This is a genomic window from Arthrobacter rhombi, from assembly GCF_039526245.1.
Lineage (GTDB): Bacteria > Actinomycetota > Actinomycetes > Actinomycetales > Micrococcaceae > Arthrobacter_H > Arthrobacter_H rhombi.
The window spans coordinates 1-14,597 of record NZ_BAAAIV010000009.1 but is presented as its reverse complement, the minus strand read 5'-3'; the positions used below and the strand labels follow the sequence as shown (position 1 = coordinate 14,597).

The window sequence follows — 14,597 nt, the reverse complement described above, 5'->3', positions numbered from 1 at the left end:
AACGACGCGGGCCCTCCACACCTCCGCATCAAAACTCCATTGGCGCGAACTCGGGCACAAAGGCAAACTGCACTCCGTCAACTCGATTGCTGAGCTGGTATGTGGAACACATAGTCGTCATTGCGAGTCCCCTTGATCCCAAACGTCAAGAACGTGCTCGCGCCAAGTGCCTTGAGCGGCTGTGCTGGGAAGTTGAAGACAGAGGCGGGCAAAGCCTATTTCTTGAAGCCCGGACAACTTCCCTCAACCGGCGCGACCGCGCTCTCATATCCCGTCTTCGTGGCGCAAGAGCGCTCCCGATCGATGTTCATGTCCACTGGCTGTTGGGCTCATCGGTCCGATGCTGTGGATTGCCGACCAGGTCATCGGAGCATACGGAGATGCGATCGCCGGCAACGACGAGTACCTCGCGGCCATTGAGCAAGACATCAACGCCATCCCCCTTGGCATCTAGAAACGCGAAAGCCAGGTCCCGTCACGAGGGCGGGGATCCTGGCTCCACTTCTTCCAGCCCGCAGGATGGAAGCTAAGCACTAGTTTACGACCCGGACGGACAGACAACAATCAATCCCCCGTGCTCGTGGCGGTTCGGGAATGGCCTGTCGATCGAGGTATGCCTCATTCGGCGGGACCTGAAGGGCGGCCGCAAGGGAGATCAGCGTTCATTTTCGCCCGCATCCTTCGCGCTCCGATGTTGTAGCACCAGAACGACGGGGCCCGCCTCAGGCGAGCCCCGTCGTCGTGCGCTGTTGATCCCTTCTAGAGTGCCGAGCTGGCCAGCTGCTCGGCGATGTATTCCGCCTGCCGGATCGCCAGGGCGACGATGGTCAGGGTCGGGTTCGCCGCGGCACCGGTGGTGAACTGCGAGCCGTCGGAGATGAACAGGTTCGGCACGTCGTGGGTCTGCCCGTAGGCATTGACGACCCCGTCCTCCGCGCGTTCGCTCATCCGCGCCGTGCCCAGGTTGTGGGTGGACGGGTAGGGCGGGGTGTGGTGCGTCGAGGTGGCGCCGACGACCTCATAGAGGCGCGATGCCTGCTGGTAGCCGTGGTCGCGCATCGCCACGTCGTTCACGTGGTCATCGAAGTGCACGTTGGGCACCGGCAGCCCGAGCCGGTCGGTCACCGTGGTGTTCAGCGTGATCCGGTTCGACTCCTGCGGCATGTCCTCCCCGATGACCCAGAGGCCTGCGGTGTTGACGTAGTCGTCCAGCAGCGCGGTGAAGTCCGGGCCCCAGGCACCGGGGTCCACGAAGCTGGCCAGGAACGCCGGGCCCAGCGAGATGGTCTCCAAGTAGTAGCCGCCGGCGAATCCGCGCTCCACATCGTGGCGGGATTCGTCGGCGATCAGCCCGGCCATGGTCTCGCCGCGGTACATGTTCACGGGCTGATCGAACTTGGCGTATACCGAGCCGGTGGTGTGGCGCATGTAGTTGCGGCCCAGCTGGCCCGAGGAGTTGGCCAGCCCATCCGGGAAGAGCGGGGAGGCGGAGAGCATCAGCAGGCGGGGGGTCTCGATGGAGTTGCCGGCGACGGCGACGATGCGCGCCTTCTGCCGTTGGACGTTGCCGTCGGCGTCGATGTAGATGACGCCGTCGGCCTTGCCCTCGGCGGTGTGGGTGACCTGGATGGCGTGGGATTCCGGGCGGAGATCCAACAACCCGGTCTTCAGGGACTTGGGGATCTCCGACACCATCGTGGACCATTTGGACTTGTTCTTGTCGCCCTGGAAGTTGAACCCGTCTTGGATGGAGGCCGGCCGGCCGTCGTACGGTTCGGCGTTCGTGGCGTAGGGGCCGGTGGAGTAGTGCTTGTAGCCCAGGCGTTCGGCGCCAGCGGCCAGGACCTTGTAGTTGTTGTTCGCCGGCAGCGGCGGTCGGCCGTGCCGGTGGGTGCTGCCCATCTTCTGTTCGGCCCGGTCGTAGTAGGGCTCCAGGTCCGCCAGGGTGATGGGCCAGTCCAGCAGGTTCGCCCCGTCGATGCGCCCGTAGGTGCTGCGCGCCTTGAACTCGTGCGCCTTGAACCGCGGGGTGGCACCGGACCAGTGGGTGGTGGTCCCGCCGACGGCCTTGACGATCCAGGCCGGCAGGTTCGGGAAGTCGCGGGCGACCCGCCAGGATCCGGAGGTGGTGCGCGGGTCCAACCAGGCCATCTGGTTGAAGGCCGCCCATTCGTCCTGCTCGTAATCCTCGTTCTTCAGGTACGGTCCGGCCTCCAGCAGGACCACCTTGATGCCCTTCCCGACCAGTTCGTGGGCCAGGGTGCCGCCGCCGGCGCCGGAGCCGATGACCACCACTGCCGAATCGTCGTCGTACTCGAAACGTGCCGAGATCTGCTCGTTCGTCTGGCTGCTGCTCATCGTGTCTGTCCTTCCTGGACGGTTCCGGTTCCCTTGAAGACGTCGCCGACGGGCTCGATGCCCTCGGCCGGCGCGCAGGGCGCCACCGCGTAGGGCAGCGGGCCGACCTCGGTCAGCGTCTCGCTGCTCTCCTCGATCCGCGGGTCCGGCAACCAGGCGAGGTCGTTGAAGCCACGGTTGATGTACCCGCCCTTCGAGAACGATTCGCCCTCGTAGCCCAGCGCCTCGTGGACCTCGGGGTCGTCGTAGAGGTTCAGCACGACGGTGCGCCGGATGAAGCCGAAGAACTCCAGGTCGGCGATGCGCTTGAGCACGGCGAGCGCCCGGTCCTCGGGCAAATCGAGGAAGTGCTCCTCGGTGAGCGTGTCCAGGGTCATCAGGCCCTGCGTCAACGCCATGCGGAACCAGCGCGACTCCTCGGAGGCCTCGATGATCTTGGAGGTCATGCGCTCGTAGGGGCCGTCGGGGAACTGCGGGTGCGGGAACGCGACCCGGATGATCCGGGTCAGGATCCGGCGCGCCTCGTCGGAGAGCTCCAGCGCGTTCAGCTCCGGGTATTTTGCGGGAAACGCCATCGTTGTCACCTCGGTTGGTAGCGGTCACGTCGTGGTCCCCGGCCGCGACAGGGGGACATCGCGGCCGGGAAGCCATACCAGCAGTCTGTGCCCCGGATCACATGCACGCCAACCCTGGTTATCGGCTGGTGAGAATGCCGGTGCACGCGCCCCGGCCCGTCGCATAGCCTGAAACCATGATCGACCTCGACGACATCACCATCCGCAGCCGCTCGGTCAGCGAGATGGCGAACAACGTGTACCTGCTGACCTCCAAGACCACCGGCGTCCAGCTGCTCATCGACGCCGCGGACGACCCCGACGCCATCCGGGCGATGCTCGACGAGGCGCGCGCCGACTCAGCGGAGCCGACCCGGGTGGCCTGCATCGTGACCACGCACTCGCACTGGGACCACGTCCGGGCGCTCGACGAGCTGGTCCGGGACACCGGCGCCCAAACCGCCGCCGGCCTCGAGGACGTGGCGGACATCGAGGTGCCCACCGATCATCCGCTGGAGGCCGGCCCGCTGGACATCGCCGGAGCCCCGGCACTGGAGGTCATCAAGCTGCGCGGACACACCCCCGGCTCGGTCGCCCTGCTCTACCGCGACCCCTCAGGGCCCGCGCACCTGTTCACCGGCGACTCGCTCTTCCCCGGCGGGGTCGGCAACACCTTCGGCGATTCCGGGAATTTTGCCTCGCTCATCGCCGACGTCACCGAGCGGGTCTTCGACGTCCTGCCCGACGACACGATCGTCCACCCCGGCCATGGCGACGGCACGACGCTGGGAGCCGAACGGCCGCACCTGCAGGAGTGGCGCGAGCGCGGCTGGTAACGCGGACCCTCCCCTTCGGGCGGAACACCCGGGACGACGGCGGGGCCCGCTTTCTCGCTCTGCGATACCGGGGCTGCCCCCGAACGTGATCCGGGGCACAGGCTGGTGGCATCGGGCTCCACGAACGTCCCAGAGTCGCCCCAGCCCGAGCGGCCGCCACCAGGAGGAACCACCATGGCAGCATCCACTTCACGCGTCGCCCTCATCACCGGAGCCGGTCGCGGCATCGGCCGCGCCATCGCCGAACGTCTGGCCGACGACGGCCAGGACATCATCATCGCCGACGTCCCGGGAGCCCAGGAGAACATCGACGCGGTGGTCGCCGCCGTGGAGCAGCGCGGACAACGTGCCGTGGGCGTCACCGGCGACGTCTCCAAGCCCGCAGACGTGGAGCGCATGATCCAGGAGGGCACCGACGCACTCGGAGACCTGGACGTGTTCATCGCCAACGCCGGCATCGCGCAGGTCGACGAGATCCTCGACGTCGAGCCAGAAGCCCTGGACCGCATCATCGACGTCAACATCAAGGGCGTCTACTACTCGTACCAGGCGGCGGCCCGTCGGTTCATCGCCCAGGGGACCAGCGGGAAGATCATCGCTGCCGCCTCGATCGTCGCCTACCGCCCCTTCCCCGTATTGGCGTCCTACTCGGCCACCAAGTGGGCCGTGCGCGGCCTGACGCAGGCCGCAGCGATGGAATTCGCGAAGCACAACATCACCGTGAACGCGTACGCGCCCGGCGTCGTGGGCACTGCCATGTGGGACCTCATCGACGAGAAGCTCACCGCCCGCGATGGCACTCCGCGCGGCAGCGCCCTACAGGCCCAGGTGGACAACATCCTGGCCGGAAGGGTCTCCGAACCGGAAGACGTGGCCAAACTCGTCTCCTACCTGGCAGGACCGGATTCGGACCACATGACCGGGCAGACCGTGCTGATCGACGGGGGCATCAACTTCTCCTGAGTTCCCGCGTCCGGAATGTGGTCCGATCGACTCAGACGATCAGTGCACCGTCGAATGCCGGGGCCGGGTCGGTCGCCCCCAACGACCGACCCGGCCCCGGATGCTCCGTCAGCGGGCGTCGACTCCCAGCGCGACGTCGAAGCCTGCACCGTTGCTGGCCACCCCGACCAGGAGGAGTCCAGCCCACTCGAGGGCCGCGGCCATCCGCAGCCCTCCGGCGTCGCGGGGACGCATGTCCAGGCTCTCCAGGAATGCTCCGACGCTCGCCTTCGCTTCGGCGCTATCGCCGGCGAAGAAGCCCTCCAATGGCTGGTCCTTGGCCAAGACGCCACCGAAGATCGTGTTGAACGCCTTCACGACGCGCGCACTCTCGGGGACGGCGGCGGCGATCTGCTGGGCCGCCGAGTCGCCATCGGTGGTCGTGAGTCCGCTGGCATCGGTGTTGAACGGATTGGTGATGTCGACGATGATCTTGCCGGCCAGCGCATCACCGAAGCGGGTGACGGCGTCGACTGCCCCGGCATGCAGGACCGCGACGATGACGATGTCACCTGCCGGCTTGGCACCGAACGTGCCGACGGTGGCTCCGCTGCCGATCTGGTCGGCCAGCGACTGGGCCTTGGCGGCGTCGCGGCTCATGAGCTCGACGGCGTGGCCATGCTTCGCGGCCCGGGTGCCGATGGCGGTGGCCATGTTCCCCGAACCAATGATGGTGATGGTGCTCATGATGTGTCTCCTACTGGGTGATGGTCCGGGGTGTCCAGGTGAGGCACCCCTCCGGCGTTGATGTTCTTGTAACCGGAGGCATGCCTCACTTTATTCCGGAGGGGTGCCTCATCGGCGGTAGGGTGAAGAACATGAGCCGGAGCGACGTGAAGCAGGTGAGGATGCCCCGGCGCCGCGATGCCCAGGAGCGCCGCGACAAACTCATCGCCGCGGCGCAGCGCGGGTTTGCCGCACACGGCGTGGACGCCTCCCTGGAGAAGATCGCACGCGATGCCGGCGTCGCCATCGGCACGCTGTATCGCCACTTCCCCACACGCTTGGACCTGCTCATCGCCGCCTTCACGCCCCGCCTCCGGGAGTTCCTCGAAGGCGCCATCAAGGCCCAGGAGATGGACGATCCGTGGGAGGGATTCGTCTACTATCTGGAAAACCTCTTCACCGTGCAGGCCGGGGACCGGGGATTCAACGACTTCCTGTCCCGGCGCTTCCCCGAAAGCGCCGACACCGAGCACATCCACGACCAGATGTGCCGGCACATCGAGGACGTTCTCACCCGGGCCCAGGAGGCTGGCGCGGTCCGCCCGGATATCACCCAGGCCGACATCGTCAACCTCATCTGGTCCAACGGCCGGATGATCGACGCCACCCGCACCGCGGCACCCAACGCGTGGCGGCGTCACCTCTACCTGATGCTCGACGCCTACCGGGCCGAGCGGGCCCATCCGATCCCCGAACCACCGATGACGGACGAGCAGCTCTACGCGGCCATGGTCCATCTCAGCGAACCGAACTAGGGGCGGTCCGAGGCGTCCGGGCCCCTACCTCCCGGCAACGTGAGCGGCGGCCCCGCGCTCCATCCGCAGCGCGCCGACTAGCGGCAACAGTGTGAACAGCGCCATCACCACAAACGCCAGCTGGTACTTCACCAGTCCACCGGACGGCAGCCCATCGGCCCCGGCAGCAACCTGCAGCAGCAGCGCTGACACGGCCACCCCCAGCCCGGAGGCCAGCTGGGACACCGTGGAGGACAACGTGTTCGCCGAGGTCATCGCCGGCGCCTCGACGTCGGCAAACTGCAACGAATTAAAGGCAGTGAAGCCGATCGAGCGCAGCGCTCCGCTGGCCACCAGCAACACCGCGATGACCGCCATCGGCGTCCCCGGATCCAGCAGTGCGAAGGAGGCGATGAGGACCCCGCCGGCGCCCACGGATCCCAGCAGCACGGGACGGAAACCGAAGCGGCGCATCAGGGGCGTCGTCGTGGGCTTGATCCCCACGTTGCCGACGAACACGCACATGACCAACAGCCCTGCGGTGACCGGGGACCACCCGAAGCCGTCCTGGAACATCAGCGGCAGCAGGAACGGGACCGAATTCACCACGGCCCGGTAGACGAACCCGCCGGAGTTCGCCACACGGAAGGTCGCGACCCGGAAGACGCGCAGGTCCAGCAGGGGCTCGGGCGCACGCAACAGCCAGCGGACGGCGAACCCCAGCGTGGCCATCGCTGCAACCAACACCACCACGGCCACCATCGGGTGCCGGGCACTGGTGGCCAGTTCCATCCCCGCGAGCACCCCGCCGACCCCGAAGACCACCAGAACCAGGCCGGGGAGGTCGAGCCGTCGTCGTTCGGTGTCCCGGTCCTGCACCAGCCGCAGCGCGGCAGCCAGCGCAAACAGGCCCAGCGGGACGTTGATCAGGAAGATCCAGTGCCAGCTGGCGTACTCGGTCAGCACGCCGCCGAGGACCGGCGCCAGCACGGGTGCGAGCAGGGCTGGCCACGTGATGTAGGCGATCGCGCGCATCAGGTCGGCCTTGTCGGTGGCCCGCAGGACCACCAGTTGCCCGACCGGCACCATCATCGCGCCGCCGAGGCCCTGCAGGATCCGCCCGGCCACCAACAGGCCCAGGCCCGGGCTGGCGGCGCAGAGCACCGAGGCCAACGTGAACAGCACGATCGCGGTGCAGAACACGCGCCGCGCCCCGAACCGCGAGACCAGCCACCCGCCGACGGGGATGAAGGTGGCGACCGTGATCAGGTAGGCGGTGATCGCCAGCCCCAGCTGGGCACTGGTGACCCCGAAGTCGCGGGCCATCTGCGGGGCCGCGGTGACCAGGATGTTCCCGTCGAGGATCTCCATGAACATCGTGCACGCCACGAGCAACGCCAGCTTGCGGTTCCATGCCGGCGGTTCGGGCTGCTCCACGTAACCTCCGGGTCTGGTGATGCACGACGGCGGGGCTCCCCCGCCGCTCCCACGCTAGCGCAAGGCGCGTGCGCGAGATGCTCCCACGCGATGAGGGCCAAGCTCCTTGCAAGGTGAAGCGTTTGGCGATCCACATCTGTCCAAAATTCCTTAAGACGATTTGAGCGAGAGAACTTAACGTTGCTTAATTGTTGAATCGCCACCTGTAATAGACATCACAGTGACGGGATACCTCGATCACTCCAGAAGCCCGTACGGAAGGAGAAGCCATGTCGAACGCAGCCGGTACCGTCCTTGCACCCGGAGAAGCGGCCGCTCGTCCGACGCGGGTCTCCGCGGCTTCTGTGGCCCGAGCCTGTGGCGTTTCCGCTGCGACCGTCAGCTACGTGATGAACGGCCAACCCGGTGTTTCAGCCGACACCAGGAGACACATTGTCAAAGTCGCCAACGAGCTGGGCTACCGCCCATCGACGCACGGCCGGCTTCCCGACCCGCAACTCACCCGTGTCGTGGGGTTGATCCTGCCGAACATCGTGAACCAGATGTACACCGGGTGGGCCCAGCACATCATCACCGCCACCGCCGCCGAGGGCTTTGAGGTTTTTGTTGCCACCACACAGGACGACGCGGAATCCCTGGCCCAGGTCGCCTCGACGCTGGCAGCGCGGAACGTCGACGGGGTCATCATCGCCGCAGCACTGCGTGAGGACTCGCGCGCCCTGCGCACCTTGCGTCAGAAGCACATCCCGTATGTCTACCTCTCCCGTCGTTCGGAGCATATCCCCGGCGACTTTGTCGGCATCGACGACGATGCCGCAGCCTCCGCCCTGATGTCCCACATCCTCGCCCACGGATATACCGAGATCGCGACGGTAATCGGCCCGCGCTTCTCCACCGCATCGCTCGCCCGCGAGCAAGCATTCGTGCGCACAGCAGCCGCGGCCGGCGTTGTCATCTCCGGCGAGCGCAAGATCAGCACCCGGCTCAATTCCGACGGCGGCATGGTCGCCGCCGAGAAGTTGCTCGGCTCCCCCACTCCCCCGCGGGCTATCGTCTGCGGCTCCGACGAGATCGCCATCGGCGTCATGGAACACGCCCTCGCACTCGGCCTCCGCATCCCCGAGGACCTCGCCGTCGTCGGCAGCGACGGGCTGCCGCACAGCCGCTCCCGACTGATCCGAATGACCACCATCGTCCAGCCGGTCAAGACCATGGCCGAGCGGGCCTTCGAACTCCTTCTCAACCAAATCACCACCCCGCGCACCACCTACGCACACACTGTCTGCGAGCACCGCATCCACGTGGGTACCACCTGCGGTTGCCCACCTGACCCGCCGACTACATAACCGCGCCACAACAAACTCCACTTTCCACGTACGTCCCACCCGCAGAAGGGCTCTTTCGCCATGCTCAAATCACCGCACATCGAGGTGCTGCTCGACGTCAAGACGACGCTAGGTGAAGGCCCGGTTTGGGACGCTGAATCCCAGCGATTGCACTGGATCGACAGCGCCGATGGGCGCATCTTCCGGTCAACCCACGACGGTCGCGAGCTGCGCTCCTGGCACCTCGGCGAACCCATCGGATCCATGGCTGTCTCCCGGGATGGCAGTTATTTCCTGGCTGCGCTGAAAAGTGGTTTGCATCGGATCGATGCCTCCAGCGGCGAGCAGGAACTCCTCGTGGACCCGGAGCCTTACCTTCCGAACAACCGTCTGAACGACGGCAAGGTCGACCGGCAGGGCCGCTTCGTCTTCGGCTCCATGGACACCTTGGAAGAACAGGCCAGCGGCCGGCTCTATAGCTACACCCCGGAAGGGCAGCTGAACACCCTCGACGAAGGCATCGTCGTCTCCAACGGACCCTGCTTCAGCCCGGATGGACGAACCCTCTATTTCAGCGACACCTGGACCGGCCTGATCTGGTCCTACGACTACGACCCCGCAACCGGCGAGGCCGCCAACCGCCGGACCTTCGCCACCGTGGACACGAGCACCGGAGGTGCCGCCGACGGCGCGACCGTGGACGCCGACGGATACCTGTGGCAGGCACTTGTCTACGGCGGAAAGATCATCCGCTATGCGCCGGATGGTTCAGTGGACCGCATCGTCGAAACTCCCGTCCTGAAGGTCACCAGCCTCGCGTTCGGCGGCCCTGAAATGGACACGCTGTTCATCACGTCCATGGCGAAGCCGCCACTGCCCCGTTTCCCCGAAGACGGCCAGCTACGCGGTTCCCTCTTCGCCATTTCCGGTCTCGGCGTCCGCGGCCTCCCCGAACCCCGCTTCGGCGCATAAGCAGAAAGCCCATCATGTCCTCGAACCGTACCCGACTGTCCATGAAGTCCATCCACAAGTACTCCTGGGTGTCCCTGATGGTCTGCTGGCTTATCTGGATCCTCAACGCCTACGACCGAGAAATCATACTGCGCCTGGGGCCGACCATCTCTGAAACCTTCGACCTCTCCCCAGAGGCGTGGGGCGGCATCGCCTCGGTCGTGATGCTGGCTCTGGCCGTCATGGCTATCCCTGGGTCGGCCATGAGCGACAAGTACGGCGGCGGCTGGAAACGCGCTCGCTTCCAGGTCCCGCTTGTCATCGGCTACACAGCGTTGTCCTTCCTCTCCGGCTTCAAATTCGTCAGCCACAACATCGTCGCGTTCGTCGCGCTCCGAGTAGGCGTCAACCTCGGCGCCGGCTGGGGCGAGCCGGTGGGCGTGAGCAACACTGCCGAATGGTGGCCCAAGGAACGCCGCGGCTTCGCGCTCGGTGCACACCACACCGGGTACCCGATCGGTTCCCTTCTCTCCGGCCTTCTCGCCGCCTTGGTCATCACAACCTTCGGTCCCGAGAACTGGTCCTATGCCCTGTTCCTAGCCCTGATCATCGCCGTACCGCTGATGCTGTTCTGGGGAAAATACTCGACGCCAGACAAAATGCAGGCGCTCTACGCCGATATGGAGGCACACGGCCTCACCCCGCCGGACCTCGCTGATTCGCAGGCAGCCCGCCCCAAGGGCCTGCTGAAGAAGACGCTACGCGAACGCAACATCACGCTGACGGCTGGGACAACTATGCTGACTCAGATCGTGTACATGGGCATCAACATGGTCCTGCCCGCCTATCTCTTCAACGTAGTCGGCCTCTCACTGGCGGCTTCTGCGGGCCTGAGCGTCGTCTTCGCCCTGACTGGCATCTTGGGCCAGATCATCTGGCCCACCCTCTCGGATGTCATCGGGCGCAAGATCACCATCGTCATCTGCGGCGTATGGATGGCGGCTTCTGTCGCCGCGTTCTACTTCGCGACGTCCTCGCTGCTGGTCGTCGTCATCCAACTCGCGTTCGGCTTGGTGGCTAACGCCGTCTGGCCTATCTACTACGCGGCTGCCTCGGATGCCGCCCCAGAAGGGGCAACATCCACCGCCAACGGCATCGTCACAACCGCCATGTTCATCGGTGGGGGCATCGCCCCCGTCCTCATGGGACAACTGATCACGCTGGGCGGCGGCTGGGAACAACGCACGGGTTACGTCGTCTGCTTCCTAGCCATGGCAGCGTTTGCCCTTCTCGGCGTCGTTCTGCAGCTATTCGCACGCAGTGACTCACGAACGCAGGAGCCGAAGCAGGAACACCTACCAGTGGCCTGATTTGCACCACACCCGCACACCCATCAACCAGAAGGCAGTCATGTCCATACCCACGAAAGCGACGGCAATGAGGCCACCGCACATCGTCAACAAGCTCATCTTCCGGCGCATCATGCCGCTGCTGATCGCCGCGTACGTCATGGCGTTCCTGGACCGCACGAACATCGGCATGGCCAAGGACCGCATGGAGATCGACCTCGGCATCTCCGCCACCGCCTACGGCGTGGGCGCCGGGCTGTTCTTCCTGACCTACGCCCTCTCCGAGATCCCGTCCAACCTGATCATGCACAAGGTCGGCGCCCGCTTCTGGATCATGCGCATCATGATCACCTGGGGCATCCTCTCGGCCTGCATGGCCCTCGTTCAGGGCGAATGGTCCTTTTACATCCTTCGCATGCTCCTCGGCATCGCCGAGGCCGGGCTCTTCCCCGGCGTCATCTATTTCCTCACCCAGTGGTTCGTGGCCAACGACCGCGCCAAGGCCAACGGCATGTTCCTGCTCGGGGTCTCGCTGGCCAACATCATCGGTGCCCCGCTCGGCGGCGTGCTGTTGACTCTTGATGGCATGGGCGGGCTGCATGGCTGGCAGTGGATGTTCGTCATCGAGGGCCTGCCCGCCTGCGTCCTGGCGTTCATCGTCTGGAAGTTCCTACCCAACAAGCCCACAGACGCGAAGTTCCTCACCCGTGCCGAGGCCGAGGACCTCGAGTCCCGCATCGCCGTCGAGGAGAAAGCCGGTGCCGAGGCCTCCGGGAATTCGAAGCTGCGCCACGTGCTCAAGGACAAGCAGATCCTGCTGGTCGTGGCCATCTACTTCACCCACCAGATCGCCGTGTACGCGCTGAGCTTCTTCCTGCCCTCGATTATCGGCACGTACGGCGAACTGAGCACCATCCAGATCGGCCTGCTCACCGCCATTCCGTGGATCTTCTCCGCCGCCGGTGCCCTGCTGCTCCCCCGCCTGGCCACCAACGCCACCCGCTCCCGGCTGATCGCCACATGCACGATGGTGGGCATCGTCGCCGGCTTCACACTCGGCGCGATCGGCGGCCCGGTGCTGGGCCTGATCGGCTTCTGCCTGGCCGCGTTCAACTTCTTTGCCCTGCAGCCGATCCTCTTCACCTACCCCGCCACCCGGCTCTCCGGAGCGGCTTTGGCGGGCGGTATCGCCTTCGTGAATACCGTGGGCCTGTTCGGCGGCTTCCTCGGCCCCTACGTCATGGGCTTCATGGAGGACGCCACCGGGTCCAAGTTCGCGGGCCTCTGGTTCATCGTCGCGATGTGCGCGATCGGTGCGATCCTCACCCGTTGGCTCAAGCGCGGCATCGAGGACCCGACCAAGGCCACCGTCGCCGGGCACTAGCGCCGGCACCTTCCAGGCAGGTGCACGACGCCGGAGCCAAGCTTCCGGCCTCGTTCACCTCCCGGCATCACCAGTTGCAACCACCATCCATCGCGAAGGAGCATCACCCGTGGATTCCACCGGACTGAACTACACCGACCGCAAGGTCCTCGTCACCGCAGGCGCCGCCGGTATCGGGCTGGCCATCGCCACCCGGTTCCAAGAACTCGGCGCGGCCGTGTTCGTCACCGACATCAATGAGGCGGCCGTCAAATCTGCTCGCACGGCCGGCTTCGCCGCTGCCGTGAGCGACGTTTCCCACGAGGACCAGGTCCGTGCGCTGATGGACACCGTTTCCGCCGAACTGGGCGGGTTGGACGTGCTGGTCAACAACGCCGGGATCGCCGGACCCACCGGGCCGATCGAAACGCTCGATGCGGACGCCTGGAAGATGACGTTCGACGTGAACATCCACGGGCAGTTCTACTGCATCAAGCACGCTCTCCCACTCCTCCGGACGGCCGAGAATGGTGTGATCGTGAACCTCTCCTCCGCAGCCGGCCGCCTGGGCATGGCGGGGCGAAGCCCGTACTCCGCCTCCAAATGGGCTGTCGTTGGTCTCACCAAGACCCTGGCGATAGAACTCGGCGAAGACGGCATCCGCGTCAACGCGATCTGCCCCGGCGCCGTCAACGGTCCACGCATCGATGCGGTCATCGACGCCAAGGCCGCCATGCTGGGCCGGCCGGTGGCGGAAGTCTCCGATCTCTATCACCGGCAGTCGTCACTGAACCGATTGGTCGAGGCGTCCGACATCGCCGACATGGCCGCGTTCCTGGCCAGCGACCTGGCGCGCAGCGTCAACGGTCAGGCGATGGCCGTGGATGGCAACACCGAAAAGCTCTACTAAACCGGGCCCGAACCCCTTACAGCCCCACCGCACAAACCCAAAGGATCCACCATGGCCTCCAAGCGCAAAGTCATTATCACTTCAGCCGTCACCGGCGCCATCCATACCCCCACCATGTCCCCCCACCTGCCCATCTCGGCAGACGAGATCGCCGATGCAGCCATCGGAGCAGCGCAAGCAGGCGCGGCCATCGTTCACATGCACGCGCGCGACCCTCAGGACGGGCGCCCCTCGCAGGATCCGAAGCACTTCGAACCGATCCTGGAGAAGCTCAAGGCCAACACCAACGCAATCATCAACATCACCACCGGTGGCTCCCCTCACATGAGCGTCGAGGAACGCATGCTCCCGGTCGCCACGTTCAAGCCCGAGCTGGCGTCCCTCAACATGGGGTCAATGAACTTCGGGCTCTACCCGATGCTGGACCGCTACCCGGAGTTCCGGCACGAGTGGGAGCGAGAGGGGCTGGAGAAGTCTCGCGATCTGGTCTTCAAGAACACGTTCGCGGACATCGAGACCATCCTGGGCATCGGCAACTCCAACGACACTCGGTTCGAGTTCGAGTGCTACGACATCTCCCACCTGAACAACTTGGCCCACTTCCACGGCCGAGGACTGGCACACGGGCCCCTCTTCGTGCAGTCGGTCTTCGGCCTGCTGGGTGGCATCGGCGCCCACCCGGAGGATTTGATGCATATGCGACGTACCGCCGACCGGCTGCTGGGTGACGACTACCAGTGGTCCATCCTCGGCGCCGGCAAGAACCAGATGCCGCTGGCGACCATCGGCGCGGCCATGGGCTCGCATGTCCGGGTGGGACTTGAGGATTCATTGTGGATCGGACCAGGACAACTGGCCGCCTCCAACGCAGAACAAGTGACGCGGATCCGTACGATCCTGGAGGCGCTGAACTTCGAGGTCGCCACCCCGGACGAGGCTCGGGAGATGCTCGAGCTCAAGGGCGCTGACAAGGTGGGCTTCTAGGCATGGCAATGGATAAGAGTGTCGCGTCGGCGGCGGAGGCCGTGGCTGATATCGGGGATGGTTCTTCG

13 protein-coding genes are annotated in these 14,597 nt (G+C 65.7%); 9 read left to right on the top strand and 4 right to left on the bottom strand.

The window, feature by feature from the left end:
- Window positions 1-759: 759 nt before the first annotated feature.
- Window positions 760-2,358 (bottom strand): GMC family oxidoreductase, encoded by a 1,599-nt coding sequence (locus ABD088_RS07565; RefSeq protein WP_343901201.1) that lies wholly within the window; start codon window positions 2,356-2,358, stop codon window positions 760-762.
- Window positions 2,355-2,933 carry a hypothetical protein gene (locus ABD088_RS07560; protein ID WP_343901200.1) on the bottom strand — a complete coding sequence of 193 codons (579 nt, stop codon included), beginning with the start codon at window positions 2,931-2,933 and terminating at the stop codon, window positions 2,355-2,357. Before ABD088_RS07560 ends, ABD088_RS07565 begins: the two co-directional genes overlap by 4 nt.
- Window positions 2,934-3,109: 176 nt before the next feature.
- Here ABD088_RS07560 and ABD088_RS07555 point away from each other — a divergent pair, with 176 nt between their 5' ends.
- On the top strand, window positions 3,110-3,748 hold the full coding sequence (locus tag ABD088_RS07555) for an MBL fold metallo-hydrolase (protein ID WP_343901199.1): 639 nt from the start codon (window positions 3,110-3,112) through the stop codon (window positions 3,746-3,748).
- Between the two features lie 174 nt (window positions 3,749-3,922).
- Window positions 3,923-4,711 (top strand): acetoin reductase, encoded by a 789-nt coding sequence (locus ABD088_RS07550; protein WP_343901198.1) that lies wholly within the window; start codon window positions 3,923-3,925, stop codon window positions 4,709-4,711.
- 108 nt (window positions 4,712-4,819) lie between these two features.
- Here the strand turns inward: ABD088_RS07550 and ABD088_RS07545 are convergent, their stop codons facing one another.
- On the bottom strand, window positions 4,820-5,437 hold the full coding sequence (locus tag ABD088_RS07545) for an NADPH-dependent F420 reductase (protein WP_343901197.1): 618 nt from the start codon (window positions 5,435-5,437) through the stop codon (window positions 4,820-4,822).
- A 131-nt stretch (window positions 5,438-5,568) separates the two neighbouring features.
- Between ABD088_RS07545 and ABD088_RS07540 the strand changes: the two genes are divergently transcribed.
- Window positions 5,569-6,231 carry a TetR/AcrR family transcriptional regulator gene (locus tag ABD088_RS07540; protein WP_343901196.1) on the top strand — a complete coding sequence of 221 codons (663 nt, stop codon included), beginning with the start codon at window positions 5,569-5,571 and terminating at the stop codon, window positions 6,229-6,231.
- Between the two features lie 24 nt (window positions 6,232-6,255).
- Here ABD088_RS07540 and ABD088_RS07535 read toward each other — a convergent pair whose 3' ends face one another.
- Complete coding sequence (locus ABD088_RS07535; RefSeq protein WP_343901194.1) at window positions 6,256-7,647, bottom strand: MFS transporter; 1,392 nt, start codon at window positions 7,645-7,647, stop codon at window positions 6,256-6,258.
- A 269-nt stretch (window positions 7,648-7,916) separates the two neighbouring features.
- On the opposite strand from ABD088_RS07535, the gene ABD088_RS07530 reads away from it, so the two are divergent.
- The 6 genes from ABD088_RS07530 (at window position 7,917) to kce (ending at window position 14,529) form a co-directional block, all read left to right on the top strand.
- Window positions 7,917-8,993: a LacI family DNA-binding transcriptional regulator gene (locus ABD088_RS07530; RefSeq protein ID WP_343901193.1), complete on the top strand. Its 1,077-nt coding sequence runs from the start codon at window positions 7,917-7,919 to the stop codon at window positions 8,991-8,993.
- 60 nt (window positions 8,994-9,053) lie between these two features.
- Window positions 9,054-9,944, top strand: coding sequence for an SMP-30/gluconolactonase/LRE family protein (locus tag ABD088_RS07525; protein ID WP_343901192.1), 891 nt, complete (start codon window positions 9,054-9,056; stop codon window positions 9,942-9,944).
- 41 nt (window positions 9,945-9,985) lie between these two features.
- Window positions 9,986-11,293 (top strand): MFS transporter, encoded by a 1,308-nt coding sequence (locus tag ABD088_RS07520; RefSeq protein ID WP_343901190.1) that lies wholly within the window; start codon window positions 9,986-9,988, stop codon window positions 11,291-11,293.
- Between the two features lie 67 nt (window positions 11,294-11,360).
- Window positions 11,361-12,656, top strand: coding sequence for an MFS transporter (locus ABD088_RS07515; RefSeq protein ID WP_343901189.1), 1,296 nt, complete (start codon window positions 11,361-11,363; stop codon window positions 12,654-12,656).
- A 109-nt stretch (window positions 12,657-12,765) separates the two neighbouring features.
- Window positions 12,766-13,545: an SDR family oxidoreductase gene (locus tag ABD088_RS07510; RefSeq protein WP_343901187.1), complete on the top strand. Its 780-nt coding sequence runs from the start codon at window positions 12,766-12,768 to the stop codon at window positions 13,543-13,545.
- A 51-nt stretch (window positions 13,546-13,596) separates the two neighbouring features.
- Window positions 13,597-14,529: a 3,5-dioxohexanoate:acetyl-CoA acetone transferase gene (gene kce / locus ABD088_RS07505; protein WP_343901185.1), complete on the top strand. Its 933-nt coding sequence runs from the start codon at window positions 13,597-13,599 to the stop codon at window positions 14,527-14,529.
- The last annotated feature ends 68 nt before the right edge of the window (window positions 14,530-14,597 follow it).

Excerpts from the sequence above, each read along its gene's own strand:
- ABD088_RS07565 (WP_343901201.1), bottom strand. The coding sequence starts at position 2,358 with ATGAGCAGCAGCCAGACGAACGAGCAGATCTCGGCACGTTTCGAGTAC.
- ABD088_RS07560 (WP_343901200.1), bottom strand. The coding sequence starts at position 2,933 with ATGGCGTTTCCCGCAAAATACCCGGAGCTGAACGCGCTGGAGCTCTCC.
- ABD088_RS07555 (WP_343901199.1), top strand. The coding sequence starts at position 3,110 with ATGATCGACCTCGACGACATCACCATCCGCAGCCGCTCGGTCAGCGAG.
- ABD088_RS07550 (WP_343901198.1), top strand. The coding sequence starts at position 3,923 with ATGGCAGCATCCACTTCACGCGTCGCCCTCATCACCGGAGCCGGTCGC.
- ABD088_RS07545 (WP_343901197.1), bottom strand. The coding sequence starts at position 5,437 with ATGAGCACCATCACCATCATTGGTTCGGGGAACATGGCCACCGCCATC.
- ABD088_RS07540 (WP_343901196.1), top strand. The coding sequence starts at position 5,569 with ATGAGCCGGAGCGACGTGAAGCAGGTGAGGATGCCCCGGCGCCGCGAT.
- ABD088_RS07530 (WP_343901193.1), top strand. The coding sequence starts at position 7,917 with ATGTCGAACGCAGCCGGTACCGTCCTTGCACCCGGAGAAGCGGCCGCT.
- ABD088_RS07525 (WP_343901192.1), top strand. The coding sequence starts at position 9,054 with ATGCTCAAATCACCGCACATCGAGGTGCTGCTCGACGTCAAGACGACG.
- ABD088_RS07520 (WP_343901190.1), top strand. The coding sequence starts at position 9,986 with ATGAAGTCCATCCACAAGTACTCCTGGGTGTCCCTGATGGTCTGCTGG.
- ABD088_RS07515 (WP_343901189.1), top strand. The coding sequence starts at position 11,361 with ATGAGGCCACCGCACATCGTCAACAAGCTCATCTTCCGGCGCATCATG.
- kce (WP_343901185.1), top strand. The coding sequence starts at position 13,597 with ATGGCCTCCAAGCGCAAAGTCATTATCACTTCAGCCGTCACCGGCGCC.